The sequence below is a fragment of the Cutibacterium sp. KBN10P07758 genome (assembly GCF_050286205.1).
In the GTDB taxonomy this organism is placed as follows: domain Bacteria; phylum Actinomycetota; class Actinomycetes; order Propionibacteriales; family Propionibacteriaceae; genus Cutibacterium; species Cutibacterium acnes.
This window is the reverse complement of record NZ_JBNNQV010000001.1, coordinates 1499638-1522801: the sequence shown is the minus strand read 5'-3', so window position 1 is coordinate 1522801 and position 23164 is coordinate 1499638. Positions and strand designations below refer to the sequence as shown.

Sequence of the window (23164 nt, the reverse complement as noted above, 5' to 3'; positions counted from 1 at the left end):
TATGAAGGCGCTGCTACTCGAAAACATCCATGACGAAGCGGTCCGAACACTGAAAAAGGCCGGATACGAGGTCGAGCGGGTAAGTGAGGCCCTTGACGAGGATGACCTCATCAGCGCCCTTGACGGAGTTGACCTGTTGGGCATCAGATCACGTACCCGCGTTACTCGTCGGGTCGTTGAGGCCTGCGGCGACAAGCTCCATGCGGTTGGCGCTTTTTGTATTGGCACTAATCAGATGGATCTTGATGCGTTAGCCGAGGCTGGCGTTCCCGCTTTTAATGCTCCTTATTCCAATACCCGTTCAGTCGTTGAGCTTGTCATGGCAGAGATCATCGCTCTAGCTCGTCGTTTAGGCGATCGCAATACTCAAATGCACAACGGTGTGTGGCGTAAGTCCGCAATTGGGTCGCACGAGATTCGTGGACGTCGACTAGGCATTATCGGCTACGGCAATATTGGCCAGCAGCTGTCGGTCGTGGCAGAGGCCATGGGCATGCAGGTGTTTTTCTATGACATCGCTGATGTTTTACCTATGGGCAACGCTCACAAGTGTGATTCCATGGAAGAGCTGCTTGGTAGCGTCGAGACGGTGTCTCTTCATATCGATGGACGCCCCAGCAACACCGATCTTATCGGGGATCGCGAATTCGCCATGATGCGACCGAGGTCCCTCTTTCTAAACTTGTCGCGAGGCAAGGTCGTCGACATCAATGCTCTGGTGGACAACCTACGTACTGGACACATCGCTGGCGCAGGAGTGGACGTGTATCCCGAAGAGCCGGCCTCCGGAAAAGAGCCCTTTATCTCTCCGTTGCGCGAGATGGACAATGTTATTCTGACCCCGCATATCGGCGGGTCCACCCAAGAGGCTCAAGTTGATATCGGTCGTTACGTCGCCGGGAAACTTATCGACTATGTAGATAACGGCGCGACCGGAATGAGTGTTAACATTCCTGAGATCACCCCATCGCCTCGCACGGGTGCTCGCATCGGCTATCTACATCGCAATGTCCCAGGTGTCATGGCGACCCTGAACCGACTCGTTGCTGATCAGGGGGGAAACGTCACTTACCAGGCTCTGGCGACGAAGGGCGAGCTCGGTTACTGCATTCTCGACATTGCGGAGACTGACAGTGGGCTGCTCGCCAATGTCACCGTTCTTGAGGGGACAATTCGGGCTCGTATCCTCTAACTGGCGATGCGCAGCGGGGACAGGGGCGTCCGGCGACCGGTGCTCACTCCTGGGGCTGGACCATGGCTAGGGCCTGGTCATGAAGGAAACCATTCGACGCCAGAGCATTCCCAGACCACGGGCCGTCTTTGCCATCGAGACCGGTGAACTTACCGCCCGCCTCGGTGACGATAGCGTCGAGGGCGGCCATGTCGTGCAGGCTGAGTTCCGGCTCGCATGCCACATCGACGACACCTTCTGCCACCATCATGTAAGACCAGAAATCGCCGAAGGCTCGGGTCCGCCACACCGACCGCATGAGTTCACCGAACCCGTGCCCTCGTCCGCTCTCGACCCATCCGTGCAGCGAAGAATAGGACAAGAACGCGTCGGCAAGATTGCGCACATTCGAGACGTGGATCGGTGTCGCTGAGGCCAGGGATTTGCCCGACCATGCTCCTGAGCCACGGGCTGCCCACCAGCGTCGCTTGAGGGCAGGAGCAGAGACCACAGATGCGACAATCTGGTCCTCGACGCTGAGGGCAATGAGGGTGGCCCACACTGGGACCCCACGCAGAAAATTCGCAGTGCCGTCGATCGGATCAATGATCCACCGGCGGGGTCCATCCCCGGTATCGGCACGTTCCTCGCCGTGGACGGCGTCCCGGGAGCGCATCCGAGACAGGGTTCTGCGCACCGAATCTTCGACGGCAAGGTCCGCGTCGGTGACTTCGGAATGGTCAGGCTTAGTCGAGACCGTCAGATCTCGGGCGCCAAAACGAGACATCGTCAAAGAATCAGCGTCGTCAGCGAGGATATGTGCCAGGCGGAGGTCATCGGTGTGGTCGGCCATATCCACACCATACTGGGATACCGGCAGATCGAGGAGATGAAGCCTCACGGTGCCTTGCGACTGGCGGCCGTAGGCTGAAGTTATGACGGCACACGAAACTCCCACCAAGGCTCCAGCGGAACCAGTCCCAACCGACGATCTGGTGATAACCCACTTGCGAGGCCGTTGACGTTTGTCTATAATGGCGTGCCTGGGTCCTCGTCAGTGTGGTTGCATATGGGCCTCGTGTCGTCGACCTCGGTACTCCCGAGCAACCTGCTACCCCGCCCTTCCACCTCATCGACAACGAGCACACTCTGCTGCGCGAGACAGACCTCGTCATTATGGACGCCATGTCGACGGGGTACTCCCGCGTCGTTGACGGACACGATCCCAACGAGTGGCACGGCTGGAGTAAAGACGTCGAACTGGTCAGCGAACTCATCCGGTTGTGGGTTACCCGCTACGGGCGCTGGGGGAGTCCGCTTTATCTTCTTGGCGAGTCGTATGGAACCGTCCGAGCCGTCAGTGTTGCGCAACGGTTGCAGGACACCTTCTCGATGTACCTCAACGGCATCATCCTGGTGTCGTCGGTTCTCGACTTTGGTACTCAAGATTTCGAGGACCTCACCTGGGATCGGGCGTGCATCGGTTTTCTTCCCACCTACGCGGCAAACGCCCATTACCACGGCCACAATGCCGATCGCACTCTCGAAGATGTCCTTGACGAGGCCGAGGGGTTTGCAGACGGCCCCTATCGCAAGGCGCTAGCTGCGGGCCACCGCCTCGATCCGGCTGACAGGGCCCAGGTTGTCGCCACTGTTTCGCGGCTCACAGGTCTGGACGTCAATTACATTGAGCGCGCTGATCTTCGTATTGAGCATGTGAGGTTCTGCACTGAGCTGCTGCGCAGCAAAGGTAAAGCCGTTGGTCGCATCGACGGACGTTATACGGGTGCTCTGCCGAGGCGGACTTACGAGGTCGCCGATACCGATCCTAGCGGGGACGATACTGTCGCCATTTTCGTACACGGCTTCTAGCACTCCCTGCGTAGCGAGCTTGGCGTCACCACGGAGTCGCAGTACAACCTCGGTCTGCTGTTGTATAAGAATTGGGACTATAAAGAGTTCCAGGGGTGTCCGGTCAACGTCACAGACAAGCTGGAACGCATTCTGCGGGCCTAGAAGGGGCTGCGTGTGCGTGTCGAGTACGCCCACTACGACCTGGCAACCCCGTACTTAGCGGCTCGAGACACCATCAACTATCTCAAGTTGGACGATCGCGCGCTTGATCGCATCGAAGAGGCTTTCTTCGACACCGGGCACATGCCTTACGTGGGATGCCGGGAGGAAGAAGCGGACGGTATCGCTACATTCATCCGGACGTCTCAGGGTGCTCCAAAATCGATAGCCAGGACGAGCTTGGCAACAAGAATTGAGCGTGCTCCCCGTCCGCTGATCAGCGGGGAGCGGTGGCGCTCAATAGCCGACGCAGCGAGTCCACCCGAGATTGCTGCACCCGTCCATCGGACACGGCGTCGTCGAGTGCACACTCTGGGCTGCTATTGGTGTGCTGGCATCCGCGAGGGCAGTCGACGGACACGGCATCGAGCTCTTCGAATCCGGCCAGGATGTCCCCAGTGGGGACGTGGGACAATCCGAAGGAGCGCACCCCTGGGGTATCGATGATCCAACCGCCTTCGGACAACGGGATCGCTTCAGCGCTAGTAGAGGTATGGCGTCCTCGCCCAGTGACGTCATTGACGTGGCCAGTGACCCGGTTGACACCAGGAACCAGAGCATTGATGAGGGTTGACTTACCAACACCCGAGTGGCCGACGAGAACGCTCACCTTGCCTCTGAGAAGTTGGTGCAACTCGGCAAGGTCTGCTCCGGGCTGGCTTGTGGTGACGGGTATTCCCAGCTGCGAATACATTGCGACGAAGTCGTCGCCGGAGGCGAGGTCAGCTTTAGTGAGACAGAGGATGGGGGAGACTCCCGCAGCATGGGCTGCCACAAGGATGCGATCGATTATGCCTGGACGCGGTGGGGGGTCAGCAAGAGCCGTAACGACGACCACCTGATCGGCATTAGCGACGATAGGGCGCTCATGGGGGTCAGTGTCGTCTGCGGTACGCCTGAGCACAGTGACGCGTTCTTCAGTGTGTACGATTCTAGCGAGGGATCCCTCGGCTCCCGACACGTCGCCGTCAAGCCGCACTTTATCGCCAACAATGACTGACTTCCGACCAAGCTGCCGGGCCTTGGCGGCGGTCACTTCCACACCGTCATCAAGACGACAGCGATAGCGGCCACGATCAATGGTGATAACGGTCCCAATCGGCAACGACGAGTAGTCAGGACGCTGCTTGGTTCGCGGCTTGGTGCGGCGCTTGGGACGGTCATAGGAGGACCAGTCACGCATGTCGATCCCAGAGGAGGCTAAACGTCGAGGAGACACGTCAAACCTCCTCGACGAGGTTGGCCCACATCTGCGGGAACTGCGGCATGGTCTTCGACGTGCAAGTGATGTCGTCGAGCTCAACCCCGTCGATGACAAGTCCAAGAAGAGCCCCGGCATGAGCCATTCGATGATCGGCGTAACATCCAAATTTTCCACCGTGCAGCTTGTCAGCACCTCGACCAGTGATGTCTAGGCCGTTGTCGGTTTGCTGGACCTCAACGCCCAACTTAGCCAGTTCGTGCTCGAGAGCGGCAAGGCGGTCTGTTTCGTGGCCGCGAATATGCGCCACACCACGGATACGCGAGCGGCCCCGAGCAAGAGAGGCCACAGCTGCAACGACTGGTGTAAGTTCACTGGCCTCATGGAGGTCGACGTCAAGAGGCCGCAACTCTTGCCAGCCTTGGGCGGCGATAGTCATTGAGCCGTCAACACGGGATACCATCGCTCCCATCTTTTCGGCGATCCCCATGAACTGTGCGCCAGGCTGGGTGCTGTCTGTCGGCCAACCAGGCACTGTCACAGACCCGCCGACAATTAAGGCAGCTGCGAGGAATACCGCGGCATTGGTGAGGTCGGGTTCGATGACGTCATCGAGGGCATGTATTGGTCCAGGTCGCACCACCCAGTGGCACGGCTCGTCTGAGACTACGGTGACACCTCGGTCCGCCAACATGGTACAGGTCATGGCGATGTGAGGGATCGACGGCACTGACGCCCCATTATGACGAAGGTCAATTCCCTGCGGGAAACGAGCTGAGGCTAGCAACAAGGCCGAGATGAATTGGCTCGATGTCGCCGAATCGATCGTGACCTTTGGGCCGCACATGCGGTCCGGGGCGTTCAGGGAAAACGGCAGTCGGTCAGAATCGACCTCGACGCCGAGCTGGCGCAACCCATTGAGAACTGGCGCGATAGGGCGTCGAGAGGCTTGCTCGTCTCCCACGAATCGGGTCTGTCCAGGCACCAGCGCGGCCACGACCGGAAGGAACCTCATCACGGTACCGGCCATTCCACACTCGATCGGGCCGGTCGGATGAGCCAGACCTGGCATGACTTGAACGGAGCCGGGGCCGATGGGCTGGATGTCTGCTCCGAGGAGCTGCAGCCCGGCTGACATGAGATAGGAATCTCGGGATGCCAAAACGCCCTCAAGGACGCTAGGCCCGTCACTGAGAGCTGCGAGGACAAGGGCACGGTTCGTCTGGGACTTTGACCCCGGGACCGTGACACGCCCCGCGAGAAGGCGCTCGGCTCGCGGGGCGTTCCACAGATGCTGGTCAGTCAGCAATCTTCTTCTGAGCTTTCTTGGCCTTTTTCTGAGCCTTCTTCTGAGTCTTAGCGGCTTTCTTCTGGGCCTTCTTCAGCTTCTTACGGGCCGATTTTGACAAGCCATCAACCGACGAGGTAATGGCTTTGCGCTGGCCGCTTGCTGCCGAGGAAACGCGGCGCTGGGTGTCGGCGGCGCGCCAGGCCAGGCTGGGGTGGCCTGCGGTGTCGCGGGAGGCCATCATCGCCCCACCGAGCAACGCGACGTTGCGCAGCAAGACGGAACGGGCGGCAGTGCGCTCATCCTTCGGTGAGGTCTTGTCGGGAATAGAGGCGAGCACATGCGGGACCATCGTTGCAGCAACGACGCCGGCGCCAGCGCGACGAGCAAGGCCGGTTGCCATTCCAAGGCCGCCGAAGGCCTGGGCAGCACCGGTGGCGCGGACCAGGGTCTTGGTGTCCTCAGGAATGTAGGCACTGATAGACGCCGGCAGCGCGTGCTGCACCACAGGGAGGAGACGGTCAACGACCGGCGCGGCATCTTCCACGAAGGAATCGGGCTTCATCGCGGAATTCGTCCCCTTAACGATGAAGTAACTGGCGAACATGGTCCGGCCCAAGCCTCGGATGATACTCATGGACATATGTCTACCGCGCCGAAGGCTTCTGCGGTAGCTAACTGGGCATAATTTTCGCCAGATGATGACTAGTTGCGGGAATACAGTAGCCTGGCATGTGTGTTGACGCACCATGACCGCTGCGCTTATCGCGCCCCGTACGTTGCGGAGGCCTCGCTTTTTCGAGGGCCAACGCTGTGCACTAAGCTGGCACACGATGATCACACGTGAATCCGAGGACAGGATGGATCGTCGCGTGGATGCGTCGGGCACCGTCGACGTCGCTGAAGAGACGAAAACCCAGAGGGCGCAACGTTTCGAGCGTGACGCCCTCGAATACCTTGACCAGCTCTATGGCGCCGCGCTGCGCATGACCCGCAACCCGGCTGACGCCGAAGATGTTGTCCAAGAGGCCTATGCCAAAGCTTTTTCCTCGTTCCACCAGTTCCGACCTGGTACGAACCTCAAGGCTTGGCTGTATCGCATTCTGACGAATACCTACATCAACTCGTACCGCAAGGCTCAGCGTCGCCCCCAGACATCAGATGACCAGGACGTCGAGGATTGGCAGATCGCTAAAGCTGCGTCCCATGACAGCAACGGTTTGCGGTCTGCCGAGTTGGAGGCCCTAGATGGGCTGCCTGACCAGCAGATTCTAGACGCTCTGGACGGGTTGTCGGATGAGTTCCGCCAGGTCGTTTTGCTGGCTGATGTCGAGGGCTTCGCGTACAAGGAAATCGCTGAAATCATGGGCACCCCAATCGGGACCGTGATGAGTCGGCTAAATCGTGCTCGCAAGCAGCTGCGTAAACAGTTGGTCGACGTCGCAGGCGCTCGAGGGATCGGTCCTCGCGCCGGGCAAGTAGATGAAGAGGATCTTGGTCGTTCTGCGATAGCCCGTAGAGCAGGAAGGGAGGGATGACGATGACCCAGTCCGCTGGTAACGAGGAATCCTGTTATTGGGTCATTGACCATCTCCAGGAATTCCTCCATGGAGAAATGAGTGAGCACGATGCTGATGCCTTCCGCCGTCACATCGCGGCGTGCGAAAGTTGCATGGATGAAGCCGATATGGAAGCTGCCGTCTCTCGAGCTCTCAAACGGTGCAACCGCACCGTCGCAGCTCCTATGCAGTTGCGGAGTCGTCTCGTGCAAATGCACGTCACGTATCGCTGGCAGGCCTGAGCTCGGTGTGAGTCCCTGAGCATGGGGGGGAGTCAGCACGACGAGTAAGGCCCCCGTCCCTAGGGACGGGGGCCTTACTATCCCAAACCTCAAGCGTTGGGACGCTTGCCGTGGTTGGCGCCCTTCTTACGACGCGCACGACGCTTACGACCAGTTTTGCCCATGGCGCTCTCCTTCCTGAGGGGTCATAAACCTCCCTACTGATGAAGGAGGGTCCGCGCGGATGCGCGGCAACGACGGTCAATTCTGCCGTATCGGGCGGTCTTGACCCAAATCGAATCACTCATTTTTGCTGATCTCGCTACCAGCTGGAGCTGGGTTGATTTCTGTCACTAGAGTGACGGCATGCCTGCCCTTAACCGCATCGTCGCCGACCGGACTCGTCTCGACGACGCCGATATCACCTGGCTCGAGGACCTCGTCGACGACTGGCAGATGCTTGCCGATACGTCGTTCTCCGACCTCATCTTGTGGGTTCCCGATAGGGACCCGAACGTATTCTGGGCCGTTGCCCAGGTGCGTCCAGATACTGGCCCGACTGCTCTGGAGGACGACGTCGTCGGTGAGTCTGTCGCTTATGATGACGAGAGCCTGGTCACCGAGGCCTTTATGAGCGCCGAGATGTGTGAAACCAGCGATAACAAACTGTCTGCAGGCATCCCGGTTGATATCTGGGCGATCCCGGTCGTTCGTCGTGGGGAAGTCATCGCTGTCGTCGAAAGGCACACCAATCAGATGGGGGTGAGGGCGCCGGGTAACACCGAGGATAACTACCTTGAAATCGCTGATATCCTCTCCGAAATGCTCCATCATGGTAGGTTCCCGCAGTTTCCGGGCTCTGACCGAGCGCTTGCTCCCAAGGTTACTGACGGCGTGATCCGCGTGGCCGCCACGGGCATGATCACGTTTGCCAGCCCGAACGCGCTATCGGCATTTCGTCGTCTAGGCCTTGCCGGTGACTTGGATGGGGAATACCTCATTCCGACGGTGCGAGAGCTGTGTCCGAGGCTGCGTGAAGTCGGTCAATCGCTGACCCTGGACTTAGAAGGGCGCTGGCTCACCGAGACTGATATCGAAAACTCTGATGCCACTGTGCGGGCTCGCGTCATTCCGCTGCAGACCTGGCTTGACGATGTTGAGGTTTCGGCTGGCACGTTGATCCTTATTCGTGATCTCACCGAGTTGCGGGACAGAGATCGCCAGCTCGTAACTAAAGATGCCACGATTAGGGAAATCCATCACCGGGTGAAGAATAACTTACAAACAGTTGCGGCACTGTTGCGGCTGCAGTCACGACGTATGAGTAACTCGGACGCGAAGGATGCCCTGAAACAGGCCATGGGAAGGGTATCGGCCATTGCTGTCGTCCACGAGATTCTCTCGCAGAACTTCGAGGAACAGGTGGCCTTTGACGAGGTTGCTGACCGTATCCTCCACATGGTCGGTGATGTGGCGGCTTCATCCGGGTCGGTGGTAGCTCGACGGGAAGGCAGCTTTGGCGAGGTCCCTGCTGAGACTGCTACCGCGTTGTCGCTGGCGACGACAGAGTTATGTCAAAACGCCATCGAGCATAGCCTGGATTCATCCTCTGGGAATGTCATCGTGCGGTCGCACCGCACCGATGACGCCCTTGTTGTCGACATTGTCAGCGACGGTAAACCGCTGCCAGAAGGGTTCTCGCTAGATAACCACCGCAGCTCGCTGGGATTGTCAATCGTGACGACCTTGATGCAGGACCTCGGTGGCACGTTCACCCTCGAGGACAACTCCGACCGGGTCGGAACCTGTGCCAGGCTCGTAATCCCGCTCCAGCGGCTGTGACCATCGACGAGCGGAGAACTGTGAGCAGGTCAGGAACGACGCACGCGGGAGCGGGACTGACGACGTTTGATAGCGCGCCTCTCGTCCTCGCTCATGCCGCCCCACACACCGTGGTCCTGGCCGGCTTCCAGAGCCCAGGCCAAGCACTCGGCGCGAACCTCGCACCGGGCACAGACCTTCTTCGCCTCCTCGATCTGGGCAAGGGCCGGGCCAGTGTTTCCAATCGGGAAGAACAGCTCGGGATCCTCACTCAGGCAGGCAGCCCTGTGGCGCCAGTCCATGCCTCTTCGACTCCTTCTCCCCGGCGCAACCCAGGGCACGTGTGATAAGTGCGGGCGGATAACCCATCGTGCCGCATAGCCGACGAAGTGACTATGCGGCAGGTAGCCATGAAAGTCTGGCAACCGGCGAATACTTTGGCAAGAGCATCCGCCGTAGGACGAACATCCTCGCATGAATCGCTCGGACGCGATGCACGTTGGTCCAGGCGAGCACGCTATGAGGAGTCCGCAGCCAGTTCGATTATGATACGTCCTTGGTCTACCCGCGCAGGAGTAAAGCCATGATTCCGTCAAGTGAACACGATGTGCGATCGTCTGTGAGTCATGGCAGGGTCCCCGCGGCCGTGTTGGTTGCCGTAGCTGGGACCTGGATCAGCACGGTGGTTTTACTCATTGTGGCCATCAGAGTTATGGTGTCGGGCCGTGACATCTTCGGTGCTGGGGTCGGGGCGATGCTCATAATTTATGCGAGTCTCGTAGCCCTGGTCGGATGGCTAGCCATCAAGGGTCGGTCTTCGGCCCAGGGATTGCTCGTGGCAAGCGGCATGTTGCACCTCGTGGTGTTGGTGTCGACGCAGCGTTCCGGTGGACCAGCGTGGTTCTGGGGCTTGGCCATCATCCCTGCAACAGTCATCGTCGCTTCTTTGGTGCCACGATCTCGGACCTGGCTTAGAGGCTGACACTCGGCTCCCTGGCCAAGACTGACCCGATTGCTGCGGGTTGGTGTATGCCGCCTACTCGTCCTCGTCGTCGAGCCTGGCGAGGAAGGTAGCAAGGCGTTCCACGGGAACCTCAAATTCAGGGTTGAGGTCGACAAAGTGACGCAACTCATCGGCGAGCCAGGTGAAGGTGATCTCCTCGTCTCCACGACGGTCTTCTAGTTCCTCGATACCTCTGTCAGTGAAATACATGGCCCCATCATGCACCACGGCGTCACCTGGTGAGAGATGGCGCCGTGGTGCACGTCGTCAGGTCGCTCAGGCCATAGCCTTCTCGAGTAACTCCTGCTCTTCACGGATGTGGACGCTGTGCTGTCCCACCGACGGAGCTGAGGACGGTGGGCGGGTGATGCCGACTAACCCATCAAAGAATCCTGGCAACTTCTCCGACATGGCCTGGGGCAGGTGGGTCAGCATGTAGTACCAGGCGCCCTGGTTCTCTGGCTCTTCTTGGACCCAGCGGACATCCGTGACGTTGGTGTAAGGCGCAAGAACCTCAGCCAACTCGTCGACTGGTAGCGGGTAGAGACGCTCCATCGGGATGATGGCGAGCTGTCCGTCAAGACTGGTGGCCTTACGTTGCTTGACTAGCTCCCACCGCGCCTTGCCAGAGCACAAGATAATCCTCGTAACGGCCGTCGGGTCGGTGATCGATGGGTCGGGTAGAACAGGACGCCACCTACCGGTGGTGAAGTCTTCGGGATCCGAGGTCGCCATCTTGTTGCGCAGCATCGATTTCGGCGTTGCGATAACGACTGGACGATGCATATTGACGTACGCGTGCTGACGCAATAAATGGCTGTAGCTTGCCGGGGTCGAGGGCTGGCAGACGGCCAAAGCGTCTTCACTGCATAGATTGAGGAAGCGCTCCAGACGGGCCGATGAGTGATCAGGCCCCTGACCTTCGTAACCGTGCGGCAGCAGCAGCACGACTCCCGACTTCTGACCCCACTTGGAGCCAGCCGAGGCGATGAACTCATCAATGATCGTCTGAGCACCGTTGGTGAAATCGCCGAATTGGGCTTCCCACAGCACCAGAGAATCCGGACGGGCGACAGAGTAGCCGTACTCAAATCCCATCGCTGCGTACTCGTTAAGCGGAGAATCGAAGACGTCGAGGTGCGCCTGTTCGCCTCCAAGGTGGTTAACCGGGACGTAGAACTCACCGGTTTCGTGATCTACCAGCGCCGCAAAACGCTGGGAGAAGGTGCCGCGGCGGCTGTCCTGACCGGCTAGACGGACGTGTACGCCATCACGCAGAAGGGAACCCAATGCGATCATCTCTCCGGTGGCCCAGTCAATACCGCCCTCACGGATATGCTTGGCGCGCCGTGTCATCTGTGGGGCGACCTTGGGGTGAGCATTGAAGCTTTCTGGCAGATTCTCATGAGCCCTGGCGACGGCCTCCATTGTGTCAGGCTCGACCTTGGTCTGGTGCAGGCCACTGTGCTTGACCGGGTAGTCTGGCACACCGCTGTAGGGCTCAGGCGTCGAGGTGGCTTCGCGAACCTCCTTGAACACTGTCTCCAGACGAGAGCGGAACTTTGTCATCACAGCCTCGGCGTCCTCGGTAGTGATATCGCCACGACCGATGAGGCTCTCGGTGTAGAGCTTGCGGGTCGAGCGCTTTTCAGCGATGAGGCCGTACATGTGCGGTTGTGTGAAGCTCGGATCGTCACCCTCGTTATGGCCGCGCCGGCGATAGCACACCACGTCAACGACGACATCGCGATGGAAGGTCTGGCGATACTCGTAGGCGATACGAGCCGCGTGGACCACCGATGCCGGGTCATCTCCGTTGACGTGGAGGACCGGTGCGCCAACAGCCTTAGCGACATCGGTGCAGTAGGTTGAGGAACGACCGTCGCGCGGGGAAGTGGTAAAGCCAACCTGATTGTTGACGATGACGTGAATGGTGCCGCCAGTGCGGTAGCCCCCAAGCTGGCTCATCTGCAGGGTTTCGTAGACGACACCCTGACCCGCGAACGCAGCGTCACCGTGCATGAGAATGGGCAGTACCGGGAAACCTTCGGGGTTGCCGAGGGCGTCAAGCTTGGCACGGCAGATACCTTCGAGAACCGGATCGACTGCCTCGAGGTGGCTGGGATTAGCGGCGACAGATGCCTTGATGGTGTTACCCGAGGCTGCGGTGAACTGGCCTTCATCACCGAGGTGGTACTTGACGTCACCGGACCCCTGAGAATTCACCGGCTCGGCATTGCCCTCGAATTCACGGAAGATCTGTCCGTAGGATTTCCCGATGATGTTGGCTAGCACATTGAGACGGCCACGGTGCGGCATGCCGATGCAGACTTCGTTGAGACCATCGTCAGCTGCGCGATTGCATAGGGCTGCCAGCAAGACGATGGCGGACTCGCCGCCTTCCAGGCTGAAACGCTTCTGACCGACGAACTTGGTCTGCAAGAAGGTCTCAAAGATCTCGGCCTCGTTGAGTTGGTCGAGGATCTGCAAATGCATCTTCCGAGAGAGCGGCTGATGCTCCTTCTCGAAACGGTCCTGGAACCACTTGCGCTGCTCATAGTCGGCGATGTGCATGTACTCGATGCCCATCTTCGAGGCGTACGAGTCACGCAAGATCGTGAGAATCTCGCGCAAGGACATCGTGGCGCGGCGCTGACCAGCGAAGTTCGCGATCGGGAAGGTACGGTCGAAGTCCCACAGCGTCAGCCCGTGGCTGTTGAGCATGAGGTCGCGGTGGAACCGCGGCCGGTACTCGATGGGATCGAGATCAGCCGATAGGTGTCCGAAACGACGCCACGCATCGATGAGTTCGATGACGCGAGCTTGCTTTCCTACCTGATCAGCGCGATTAGCAAGACGGTCACTTGCCCACTGAACCGGGGCGTAGGGGATGCGCAGTGACTCGAAGATGTCCTCATAGAAGCGGTCAGCTCCCAGCAACAACTGATGCATGCGGCGCAGGAATTCTCCGGACTGAGCACCCTGGATGATGCGATGGTCATAGGTAGAGGTGAGCGTCGTCACCTTGGAGATACCCAACTCCGCTATTCGAGTAGGGGAGTTGCCCTGATAGGCGGCGGGATAGTCAATCGATCCAACCCCGAGGATCATGCCCTGGCCAGGCATAAGGCGAGCGATGGAGTGATTGGTGCCAAAGCCACCCGGGTTCGTCAGGGAGGCGGTAACCCCCTTGAAATCGTCGACGGTCAGCTCATTAGTGCGCCCCTTCCGGACGATCTCCTCATAAGCTCGCCAGAAATCAAGGAAGTCCATCTGCTCGGCGCCCTTGATAGCAGGCACAACCAGCTTGCGCGATCCATCCGAGGCAATGACGTCGATGGCCATGCCGAGGTTGATCTGATGGTTTTCGATGAGGTGCGGTTTACCGTCAATCTCGGCATATGCATTGTTCATGGCGGACACCGTTTTGAGGGCCTGGACCATGGCATAAGCCAGGATATGGGTGAAGGAAACCTTGCCGCCTTTGGCCTTCTTAAGGAAGGAGTTGATCATGGTGCGCTGTTCGATGACCAATTGCATCGGTACGTCACGTACCGTCGTGGCCGTCGGCATGGTTAGCGACTGATCCATATTCTTGGCGGTGCGCATCGGCGCACCCTTCATTTTCGTTACCGTCGGCTCAACAGTCTCGAGCTTGGCGCTATGTCGCGGTGCGTCTGCGGACATTGGAGGACGCGGAGGCTGCTTTTGGGGCTTCGGGGCTGTGATGGGCGCGGGTTTCGCAGCAGGAACAGGCTGCGGCTTCGTCGCAGGCTTGGGGGCCGACGCGCCTGGGACATCCTTAGCGGCAGATTTAGTCACCGAGTCGGTGGACTCGACTGCCTCCTTGCGAAAGAACGTAGCCCAGGCCGGATCGACCGAATTCGGATCACTCTGATACTGGTCACGCATCTCTTCGATGAGCCAGTCGTTGGCTCCAAAATCAGGAGAGTTGTTGGACTTGTCGTGTGGGGCGGGACTCACCACTGCCTTCTTCCGTCAAACCGTCGTCTCGAGCGCTCGCGGAACCTTTAGACAGGCCCTTCGAGCTGCGCTGCTCTGTCTGTGTTTATCGACCCAGACGTGATGATGGTAGCCGGATTAGCCGTGTCATCCCAACAATTTAGACATATCGGGGAACAACTGGCGCCAATCCCCAAAATGTGATATAAATCACCGTTCATTAAGTGCGGCGTGACGCGGTCTCGCTGGCGTTACGGTCGGCTGTGCGGGCACGTGCATACGAAGGCTTGCCACCAACGTTGCGATGCACGCCGCAAAGGTCATGACGACCAGCATGTTGCGACTGACGAGCAACCAGCCGGTACTTGATGAACCCCCGAGGATCTTTTGGTAGTGCAGTGGGTACACCTGCTGGGTCATGAAGGTGGTGACGGCCATCAGCACGGCGACGATCCAGCACCACGTGCGTGCCCAGGATAGGGCGTCGGAATCACCAGGGTCCTTGGCCTCGGCCGAGACACGATCCAGGATCATTGCAGTCGGAGCGGCCCACCAAATGAAATACTGTGGAGACAGGGTCTTGTTAGCCACGATGAGGGCGCCAATGATGACGAGGTCTGCCATGACAGCGGTCCGGTGATCAAGGCCGTTTCGGTGCCACGAGACAACGGCCAAACCGATGGCTAGGGCGACCGCGAGCACCATGAGGCCGGTGGAGACGGACTTCCAGCTAGCCACGCTTGGGCCGAAGATCTCGTATGCGTTATAGCTCGACATCCTGACGGTGTGGTCGCCGTGAGGGTTGCGGAAATAGTGGAGCATCGGAATAGTGGCGGGCACCGATTCGATCTGCAGGCCGCGGCCGGACTGCCACGTCAGCGGTGAGACGAGACGTTCCCAGCCGCCCGCGAGAAGTGATGCCAGGGCGAGCCCAAAACCAGTGATAGTGAAGGCGATGAGACGCCGCACGGCAGCTCTATGTCGGGAGATCATGGGCAAGATGAGGAGGGCAGGCCATAATTTTGTCGCGGCACCTAATGCGATCATGGCGCCGCAGGCTGCCGGATGGCGTCGGTACCACAAGGCTGCCAGTCCCATGCAGACTGCAGGAACCATGTCGAAGCGATTCCACATGATCGGCCCAAGGAAGGGCACCAGGACGATCCACCACAGTGCCCCCGCGCGATGGCCGTCATGCCACATCGCCACTGCGAGGATGGCGTCGAGTAGCAGCATCGTCATTGAAAAGGCCATAGGGAAGTAGGTGTCGCCTCCGGCCCAATAGAGGGTTCGCATGAACCACACAACAGGCAGCGGGTATTCCGGCAGGACGGACGAATCTGGTTGTCCGCTCGACATCCACCACAGGTAGTACCGGAGGTCACCCGTGATGTAGTTCGATGACGGCTGGATAAAGACGTGAAGCATGACGAGTCGACCCACTGTCCACAGCACGATGGCACCTGCCGCAGAAAACAGCGCAGCTCGGGATCCTTGGCGAGCGGTTTTGGCGTCACGAAATGGCACGAACTGACACCCTACCTGATAAATCCAGGTACGCCGCTAAGGACATAGCTCGAGCGCTCCCGGAGGGATTCGAACCCTCGCTCCCGCCTCCGGAGGGCGGTGCTCTATCCCCTGAGCTACGGGAGCCGACAGGCCCGAAGGCCCCGACCACCTGTGGAGTTTAGCGCACCGGTGGGCTGCTCGCCATTCAAGATCGCGAGCATGGACACTCTGCGATCGTGTCGGTGGCCTCTGGCAAGGTGTAACCATGACGCACATGCACGTTGCCGGCTCGGTCCACGCCGACGTCGCAGCTGCCGGTCCGCAGTGGCTGACCTTGCCTGATGACGTTAACGCATTGGACCCTGCGCTCTGGTCAGCATCGACTGATCGTGATGACGATGGAATCGTTGAGGTGGCCGGGGTGACCGTCACCGAGCTGTTGTCGCAATACGGATCGCCTCTTTACGTGCTTGACGAGTCCGACCTCCGGCAGCGGGCACGGGCCTTCCGTGACGCTTTTTCCGAGTGGGACGTCTACTACGCCGGGAAAGCTTTTTTGACCCGCACGATCGCCTCATGGATTGACCAGGAGGGTCTGTTCCTAGATACCTGCACCGGCGGCGAGCTCATAACAGCCCTGCAAGGTGGGATGGATCCTGCCCGGATCGGGTTGCACGGGAATAACAAGTCAATTGACGAGCTTAAATTGGCTCTTAGCGTCGGAGTGGGGCGGATCATCGTCGACTCCCTAGATGAAATCATGCGCATCGAGCAATTGTGTCGGGAAAACGGCTGGCATGCCCGCGTCATGGTACGAGTAACTGCAGGTGTCGAAGCGCATACTCATGTATACATTGCCACCGCCCACGAGGATCAAAAATTTGGTTTCTCAATTACCAATGGCGCCGCGATGGTTGCCATGGTGAGGTGCCACACCAGTGACGCCATCGACCTGTTAGGCGTCCACTCCCACATCGGTTCTCAGATCTTCGATACCGCTGGTTTCGAGGTGGCGGCTCGTCGCACTATGAAGCTTCTCGAGCAGTTCCATCAGGCCACCGGGAGCGCCCTCCCCGAACTCGACCTTGGCGGTGGGTTCGGTATTGCCTACACCAGTCAAGATTCTCCGGCCACCGTCGAAAGCTTAGCTGGGGCCCTTCGCGAGATCGTCACCCTTGAAGCCCGGGGAAGGGGTATGGAGGTTCCCCATATTTCTCTGGAGCCCGGCCGTGCCATTGTAGGGCCGACGACGATGGCCCTATACACCGTCGGCACCGTGAAACCAGTCGACCTGGATACTGGTGCCCAGCGAATGTACGTCTCCGTCGATGGCGGGATGAGCGACAATATTCGCCCTGCCCTGTACGCTGCAGAGTACTCGGCTGTTATTGCCAACCGGACTTCGGAAGTGGCGCCGGTGCTGTGCCGCATTGTGGGCAAGCACTGTGAGGCCGGAGACATCTTGGTGCGCGACGTCTACCTGCCCGGTGACGTTTCCCCAGGGGATGTCATAGCGGTGCCCGGAGCCGGGGCCTACTCAAGGTCGATGGCTTCCAACTACAACCATGTACCGCGTCCGGCGGTCGTGAGCGTGAACGAGGACCGGGGTGTGTTGGTGCTGTTGCGCCGGGAGAACATCGACGACCTTCTTGCTCTCGATCCAGGGCCGATCCGTGCCGAGGTGCCATGCCCGTAACGCATCGAAAAGTCCTATTACGCACTATCTGTGAACTTTCATCAGCTGACAACAACGAGGTGAGGAAGAGATGACGAATACCACCGATTCCGCGTCAGCCCAGCCGATACGCGTGGCCTTGCTGGGGTGCGGGGTTGTGGGGTCCCAGGTGGCCCGGATGATTGAATCGAGGACGGAGGATATCGCCGCTCGAGTGGGGCGGCAGGTCGAGCTCGCTGGTATTGCTGTCGCCCATCCTGATCGCCCGCGCCAGGGCCTTGACTCGCGTCTTTTTACCGATGATCCCACAGTGCTCGTTAACCGGGACGATGTGGATATCGTCATCGAGCTCATCGGTGGCATCGACCCTGCCCGTCAGCTCCTGACAGCTGCCCTCGGCAAGGGGCACTCCGTTGTGACGGCGAATAAGGCCCTGTTGGCAGCTCACGGGACTGAGTTACACGCTGTGGCCGAGAGCAACGGCGTCGATCTGTACTACGAAGCTGCGGTAGCCGGGGCAATTCCGATCGTCCGCCCGCTGCGCGAGTCTCTTGTCGGAGATCAAATCACTCGTGTTATGGGCATCGTCAATGGCACGACCAACTACATCCTTGACCAAATGACGACTACGGGTGCCCGGTTCGATGAAGCCCTTGCCCAGGCGAAAGCTCAAGGGTATGCCGAGGCCGATCCGACGGCTGACGTGAAGGGTTATGACGCTGCGGCTAAGGCTGCGCTGCTGTCGTCGCTTGCGTTCCATACTCAGTTGCGCGGCGACCAGGTGTATCGAGAAGGGATTACCGAGATCACCCCAGATGACATCCTCGCTGCACATGATATGGATTGCGTCGTCAAGCTCTTAGCTGTGTGCCAGGCCGGCCCCGACGGTATTTCGGCTCGCGTCCATCCGGCCCTCGTTCCTGCAACCCATCCTTTGGGGAGTGTCTCAGGAGCCTTCAACGCGGTGTTCATCGAAGCTCGTGAAGCCGGACGCCTCATGTTCCTTGGCCCTGGAGCCGGAGGCTCTCCCACGGCATCAGCCGTTATGGGAGACCTCGTCACTGTGGCACGTAACCTCGTGCGAGGGGTTGCTGGTCCGCCTCAGGACGTCTACGGGGAGTTCCCGATCTTGCCCATGTCCGAGGTCCACACCCGGTTTCACCTACGGTTGCAAGTTCGTGACGAGCCCGGTGTGCTCGCCGAAGTCGCAAAGATCTTCGCCAGCCACAGGGTGTCCTTGCAGACTGTGCAACAGTCTGCAGTGGAGGGTACTGACCGCGCTGATGGATGGTCAGCTACCCTCAAGGTCCTCACTCACGAAGCCCGAGAATGTGACGTCGACGAGTGCGTCAACGAACTCACCGGCCATCACTACGTCAACTCCGATCCTCGTGTTATCCGAGTGGAGGGAATGTGATCATGAGCCAGCAGAATCGTCTCTTCGGCGTGATTGAGACCTATCGAGACCGTCTCCCTATGGACGGAATTGACCAGATCGTGACGTTGGGGGAGGGGGCGACCCCGTTGGTGCCTGCCCCACGATTGGGCGCCGAGCTTGACGCGACGGTATGGGTTAAAGTTGAAGGGGCCAATCCGACCGGATCGTTCAAGGATCGTGGCATGACGATGGCCATGACGAAAGCCCTTGCCGACGGCTCGAAAGCCGTGGTGTGTGCCTCTACCGGTAATACCTCTGCCTCGGCATCGGCTTACGCCTCCCGAGCCGGCATGACTCCGGTCGTGCTCCTTCCCCAGGGCAAGATTGCAGCTGGCAAACTCGCCCAGGCTGTTGTCCATGGCGGTCGAATCATCCAGATTCTCGGCAACTTCGACGATTGCCTGCGTATTGCCCGCGAGCTGGCCGAGAATTTCCCGGTCTCCCTGGTGAACTCGATCAATCCGTACCGCATCGAGGGACAGAAAACTGCTGCCTTTGAGGTCGTTGACGTTCTTGGTGACGCTCCTGATATCCACGCTCTTCCGGTGGGCAACGCAGGCAATATCACCGCCTATTGGAAGGGTTACCGCGAGTACGTAGCGGACGGTCCTGCCAGCCACACGCCGCGGATGTTCGGATTCCAAGCCGCTGGCGCAGCCCCCCTGGTGCTGGGCCACGACGTTAATGACCCGGAAACGGTAGCCACCGCTATTCGTATCGGTCGTCCGGCCTCCGGCAAGCTGGCGTTGGCCGCTCGAGACGAGTCGGAGGGGCTCATCGACGCTGTCACGGACGAGCAAATTCTTGACGCCCAGACTTTCCTAGCTGCTCGAGAGGGCATTTTTGTTGAGCCGGCATCAGCAGTCGGAGTGGCAGGTTTGTTCAAGTTGAAGTCCGAGGGACGCCTGGATCCTGGACTGCGCATCGTCGTCACGGTAACTGGAAACGGTCTGAAGGACATTGACACTGCATTGAGTCGCACTACCTGGTCAACCGAGGCTGTGGAAGCTTCGACTGACCAGGTTGCCGCTTTGTTGGACTTCTGTTCCTGAGGAATTGACGATGGACAACAGCGTGCGGGTGCGTGTTCCCGCTACTTCTGCGAACCTCGGTCCCGGTTATGACTGTATCGGCTTAGCTCTGGATCTATGGGATGAGGTTAGTGTCGGGGTACTCGATCGTCCCGGGGTGATGATCGACGTGACAGGGGAAGGGGCTGACACGGTTCCCCATGACGAATCCCACCTCGTGATGGCGACGTTACGCCAGGGTTTGGTGGAGCTGGGCTATCCCCACCCTGATGCTGGGTTGCATCTGACCGCTATCAACTCCATTCCGCAAAGCCGAGGTCTGGGATCGTCGGCTGCGGCCGTCGTGTCCGGGTTGGCATTGGCTTGGGGGCTGGCCCGCCCTGGGTTCCCGCTGGATCGCAGTGCGCTTCTGACGATGGCTGCCGCTATCGAGGGTCATCCGGACAATGCCGCTCCCGCGATCCTCGGGGGTGCGCAGTTGGCGTGGCTCGATGGCGAGGCCGTCAACCACATCGGCTTGACTGTCAACCCGTCCATTGTGTTTCGGGTATATGTTCCCGATCGCCTCGTACCAACGGCCTTGGCCCGTCAGGTGCTTCCCGAACAGGTCGACCGCGTTGACGCGGTCCATCAGGTCCTGGCGGCGTCACTGCTTGTCACTGCCCTGACAACCTCACCTGAACATCTCTTGGCGGCAACTCAGGACTGGATCCACCAACCATACCGGCGCGCTCTTATGCCGGAATCGGCAGCGCTCACGGATAGATTGCGCGGACGTGGCGTCGCCACTGTCATTTCTGGCGCTGGGCCTACCGTTCTGGCCCTGGGGAGCCGTGACCAACTCGAGAAGGTGTCTGACGTCGATACTGCCGGGTTCGTGGCACATGACCTAGTTCTTGGTGAAGGGGTCCATTTCTTCTGATCCTCGGTATGAACACGATCCGGTATGTGCGTTATAGTAGTGATGTAGCGCGCTGGACGTGCGCAAATCCCCACTGACGATCGTCTCGTGATCCCGGCGTCACAGTCTTGTCCCTGGGGACCATGTCTTCGGCGTTCGAGGGCCTCGAACGCCACACCACGGCCGGAGGTCCCTGCTCCGCAAACCGTTCGGTTCCCGTGGTGTCAGCCGCCCGACCTATAGTCGATTCCGACGGCAGGCCCGATGAAACCGCGCCCACCGGACGTTATACCGGCCGGGGCAGTTCGAAGGGACTTACGTGACTCAAACCTCACAGCCGGATGGATCCTTGGATCTGTCCACTAAGTTGCTCCCCGAGCTTCGTTCTATCGCTACTCAGATGGGAATTAAGGGAGCTCGTGGTATGCGCAAGGCTGACCTCATCGCGGCTATCTCTGAAGGGGGATATCCGGGAGTCGGGAGGCCAGCTGAGCGTCAGAATCGCGGTCAGGAATCCGGTACTTCTAGTGATGAGGGCCGGCAACAGCGCACCCAGCGACGCCGTCGCGCGGAGGCTTCTGAGGACTCCGAATTCAATAAATCTGCAGGGGGGAAGAAAACTCCGTCGGTAGGCGACCTACTCGACGCCGCCGAGGCTCAGAAACAAGCGGAAACAGCCAAGAAACCTGACGACCAAGATCCGGGTCAGCAGGATGGCGGAGCTGATCGCCCGGGCCGTGAGCGCGGTGACCGCAGTCGTCGAGGCGATTCACCTCGACGACGAGCCCGCAATACCTCACGAGAAAATTCCAACAGCAATTCTGGCGATAGCAACATCAACGACGAGGTTGGTGCCCGGCTTGAAGCGCTGTCTCGCGGTCAACGCGGTGAACGTAACCAGTCCGATCGTGGCCCTCAACATGATCACAACAACGACTCTTCTGTCGATTCCGACGACGAGTACGGTCGGTTCTCGGAATACGGCAATGGCGGGCGACGTTCTCGCCGCCGTCGCCAGCGTGACCGTCAAAACCGTCGCAAGCGTTCTAACGACCGCTACTCCGATTCAGAACCGAATGTGCGTGAGGACGACGTCCTTGTCCCGTGCTCGGGCATCCTCGACATTCGTGACCAGTATGCCTTTGTGCGCACTTCGGGATATCTTCCTGGCGCCAATGATGCCTATGTCTCGATGGCTATAGTGCGTCGGCACCGCCTGCGCAAAGGCGACGTCATCGTCGGTCAGATGCGTGCTCATCGCGAAGGGGAGAGGCGTGAAAAGTTCGCGCCGCTGGTCAAAATCGAGCAGGTTAATGGTGTTGATCCCGAGCAGATGAAGCAGCGTCCGGAGTTTTCTAAGCTCACTCCGCTGTATCCGCAGGAACGTCTGCGTCTCGAGGACGACCCCAAAAACATGACTGGGCGGATCATCGATCTCGTCAGTCCGATTGGTAAAGGCCAGCGCGGTCTCATCGTTTCGCCTCCAAAGGCTGGCAAGACGATGATCATGCAATCGATCGCAAACTCGATCACTCGCAATAACCCCGAAGTTCACCTCATGGTGGTGTTGGTCGACGAGCGCCCCGAGGAGGTCACTGACTTCCAGCGCACTGTCAGCGGCGAGGTCGTCGCATCGACTTTCGACCGCCCTGCTGACGACCATACTCAGCTGTCCGAGCTGGCCATCGAGCGTGCCAAACGTCTCGTGGAGCTTGGTCACGACGTCGTCATCTTGCTGGACGGCATCACTCGTCTGGGACGTGCGTACAACTTGGCTGCCCCTGCTTCCGGTCGGATCCTTTCCGGTGGTGTCGACTCAGCTGCTCTGTACCCGCCGAAGAAGTTCTTTGGCGCTGCTCGTAATATCGAACACGGTGGGTCCCTGACGATCCTCGCCACCGCTCTGGTTGAGACCGGGTCGAAGATGGACGAGGTGATCTTCGAGGAGTTCAAAGGCACTGGCAATATGGAGTTGCGGCTCCGTCGCGAATTTGCCAATAAGAGGCTGTTCCCTGCTATCGACGTTGACGCATCCGGTACCCGTCGCGAGGAATTGCTGCTGTCGCGCGAGGAGACAGCGATTATGTGGAAGCTGCGCAGAGTGCTGTCTGGTCTGGAAGGCTCTCAGGCTCTCGAAATGATGCTTTCGCGGCTACGTAAGACACAAACGAACGTGGAGTTCTTGTACACCATTTCGAAGACGACCCCTAACCAGGATTGATGTCGTCAGGTGGACCGTGGCTGGCCGTCAGGGGTAAACTGACGCGCCGGTTCCGGTTCACGCCCGTTCGTACCAGTCGGGCGACCCGG

Annotated in this window: 20 protein-coding genes and 1 tRNA gene; 11 read left to right on the top strand and 10 right to left on the bottom strand. The window is 59.4% G+C overall.

The annotated features are described in order from the left end of the window. The first annotated feature begins 1 nt into the window (after position 1). On the top strand, positions 2-1192 hold the full coding sequence (gene serA, locus ACOYO3_RS07475; protein ID WP_002517979.1) for a phosphoglycerate dehydrogenase: 1191 nt from the start codon (positions 2-4) through the stop codon (positions 1190-1192). A 43-nt stretch (positions 1193-1235) separates the two neighbouring features. Here the strand turns inward: serA and ACOYO3_RS07470 are convergent, their stop codons facing one another. Beyond that, positions 1236-2024 (bottom strand): inositol monophosphatase family protein, encoded by a 789-nt coding sequence (locus tag ACOYO3_RS07470; RefSeq protein ID WP_002518899.1) that lies wholly within the window; start codon positions 2022-2024, stop codon positions 1236-1238. A 206-nt stretch (positions 2025-2230) separates the two neighbouring features. Between ACOYO3_RS07470 and ACOYO3_RS07465 the strand changes: the two genes are divergently transcribed. Next, positions 2231-3043, top strand: coding sequence for a hypothetical protein (locus ACOYO3_RS07465; RefSeq protein WP_002517797.1), 813 nt, complete (start codon positions 2231-2233; stop codon positions 3041-3043). A 418-nt stretch (positions 3044-3461) separates the two neighbouring features. Here the strand turns inward: ACOYO3_RS07465 and rsgA are convergent, their stop codons facing one another. From rsgA to ACOYO3_RS07450, 3 genes are read right to left on the bottom strand one after another with little or no spacing between them, the layout of a single operon-like run. Next, the gene (rsgA, locus tag ACOYO3_RS07460; RefSeq protein WP_002513438.1) at positions 3462-4463 is read right to left on the bottom strand and encodes a ribosome small subunit-dependent GTPase A; all 1002 of its coding nucleotides are present in this window, start codon (positions 4461-4463) and stop codon (positions 3462-3464) included. A gap of 1 nt (position 4464) precedes the next feature. Next, on the bottom strand, positions 4465-5754 hold the full coding sequence (aroA, locus tag ACOYO3_RS07455) for a 3-phosphoshikimate 1-carboxyvinyltransferase (protein ID WP_002516846.1): 1290 nt from the start codon (positions 5752-5754) through the stop codon (positions 4465-4467). Next, positions 5744-6376 carry a DoxX family membrane protein gene (locus tag ACOYO3_RS07450; protein WP_002521536.1) on the bottom strand — a complete coding sequence of 211 codons (633 nt, stop codon included), beginning with the start codon at positions 6374-6376 and terminating at the stop codon, positions 5744-5746. Before ACOYO3_RS07450 ends, aroA begins: the two co-directional genes overlap by 11 nt. A 190-nt stretch (positions 6377-6566) precedes the next feature. Here ACOYO3_RS07450 and ACOYO3_RS07445 point away from each other — a divergent pair, with 190 nt between their 5' ends. Together ACOYO3_RS07445 and ACOYO3_RS07440 are read left to right on the top strand one after the other, a co-directional pair. Beyond that, positions 6567-7271: a sigma-70 family RNA polymerase sigma factor gene (locus ACOYO3_RS07445; protein WP_027584993.1), complete on the top strand. Its 705-nt coding sequence runs from the start codon at positions 6567-6569 to the stop codon at positions 7269-7271. Continuing rightward, complete coding sequence (locus tag ACOYO3_RS07440) at positions 7268-7534, top strand: anti-sigma factor RsrA (protein WP_002513442.1); 267 nt, start codon at positions 7268-7270, stop codon at positions 7532-7534. Before ACOYO3_RS07445 ends, ACOYO3_RS07440 begins: the two co-directional genes overlap by 4 nt. 89 nt (positions 7535-7623) lie before the next feature. Here the strand turns inward: ACOYO3_RS07440 and ACOYO3_RS07435 are convergent, their stop codons facing one another. Next, positions 7624-7698 carry a 50S ribosomal protein bL37 gene (locus tag ACOYO3_RS07435; protein WP_369797015.1) on the bottom strand — a complete coding sequence of 25 codons (75 nt, stop codon included), beginning with the start codon at positions 7696-7698 and terminating at the stop codon, positions 7624-7626. Positions 7699-7879: 181 nt separating this feature from the next. On the opposite strand from ACOYO3_RS07435, the gene ACOYO3_RS07430 reads away from it, so the two are divergent. Continuing rightward, entirely contained in the window at positions 7880-9355 is a 1476-nt protein-coding gene (locus ACOYO3_RS07430; RefSeq protein WP_002517987.1) for a sensor histidine kinase, read from the top strand. A gap of 29 nt (positions 9356-9384) precedes the next feature. On the opposite strand, the gene ACOYO3_RS07425 is transcribed toward ACOYO3_RS07430, so the two are convergent. After that, a complete protein-coding gene (locus tag ACOYO3_RS07425) occupies positions 9385-9636 on the bottom strand; it encodes a WhiB family transcriptional regulator (RefSeq protein ID WP_002513444.1) in 252 nt (83 codons plus the stop codon). Between the two features lie 281 nt (positions 9637-9917). Here ACOYO3_RS07425 and ACOYO3_RS07420 point away from each other — a divergent pair, with 281 nt between their 5' ends. Continuing rightward, a complete protein-coding gene (locus tag ACOYO3_RS07420) occupies positions 9918-10316 on the top strand; it encodes a hypothetical protein (protein ID WP_002521539.1) in 399 nt (132 codons plus the stop codon). A gap of 54 nt (positions 10317-10370) precedes the next feature. Here the strand turns inward: ACOYO3_RS07420 and ACOYO3_RS07415 are convergent, their stop codons facing one another. From ACOYO3_RS07415 to ACOYO3_RS07400, 4 genes are all read right to left on the bottom strand, one after another. After that, positions 10371-10547, bottom strand: a complete 177-nt coding sequence (locus ACOYO3_RS07415; protein ID WP_002518904.1) for a DUF6104 family protein — start codon at positions 10545-10547, stop codon at positions 10371-10373. A gap of 66 nt (positions 10548-10613) precedes the next feature. Beyond that, positions 10614-14324, bottom strand: coding sequence for a multifunctional oxoglutarate decarboxylase/oxoglutarate dehydrogenase thiamine pyrophosphate-binding subunit/dihydrolipoyllysine-residue succinyltransferase subunit (locus tag ACOYO3_RS07410; protein ID WP_002524922.1), 3711 nt, complete (start codon positions 14322-14324; stop codon positions 10614-10616). A gap of 186 nt (positions 14325-14510) precedes the next feature. Next, on the bottom strand, positions 14511-15728 hold the full coding sequence (locus ACOYO3_RS07405; RefSeq protein WP_002524923.1) for a glycosyltransferase family 87 protein: 1218 nt from the start codon (positions 15726-15728) through the stop codon (positions 14511-14513). A 153-nt stretch (positions 15729-15881) separates the two neighbouring features. Continuing rightward, a tRNA-Arg gene (locus ACOYO3_RS07400) sits at positions 15882-15953 on the bottom strand. Between the two features lie 121 nt (positions 15954-16074). On the opposite strand from ACOYO3_RS07400, the gene lysA reads away from it, so the two are divergent. The 5 genes from lysA to rho all read left to right on the top strand — a co-directional run bounded on the left by lysA (position 16075) and on the right by rho (position 23075). After that, complete coding sequence (gene lysA / locus ACOYO3_RS07395; RefSeq protein WP_427305835.1) at positions 16075-17505, top strand: diaminopimelate decarboxylase; 1431 nt, start codon at positions 16075-16077, stop codon at positions 17503-17505. A gap of 70 nt (positions 17506-17575) precedes the next feature. Next, positions 17576-18901: a homoserine dehydrogenase gene (locus ACOYO3_RS07390; protein ID WP_427305834.1), complete on the top strand. Its 1326-nt coding sequence runs from the start codon at positions 17576-17578 to the stop codon at positions 18899-18901. Then, positions 18898-19974 carry a threonine synthase gene (gene thrC, locus ACOYO3_RS07385; protein ID WP_002517967.1) on the top strand — a complete coding sequence of 359 codons (1077 nt, stop codon included), beginning with the start codon at positions 18898-18900 and terminating at the stop codon, positions 19972-19974. Before ACOYO3_RS07390 ends, thrC begins: the two co-directional genes overlap by 4 nt. Positions 19975-19984: 10 nt before the next feature. After that, positions 19985-20875: a homoserine kinase gene (gene thrB, locus ACOYO3_RS07380; RefSeq protein WP_002517688.1), complete on the top strand. Its 891-nt coding sequence runs from the start codon at positions 19985-19987 to the stop codon at positions 20873-20875. A gap of 298 nt (positions 20876-21173) precedes the next feature. Beyond that, positions 21174-23075: a transcription termination factor Rho gene (gene rho, locus ACOYO3_RS07375; protein ID WP_002550808.1), complete on the top strand. Its 1902-nt coding sequence runs from the start codon at positions 21174-21176 to the stop codon at positions 23073-23075. Positions 23076-23164: the final 89 nt, after the last annotated feature.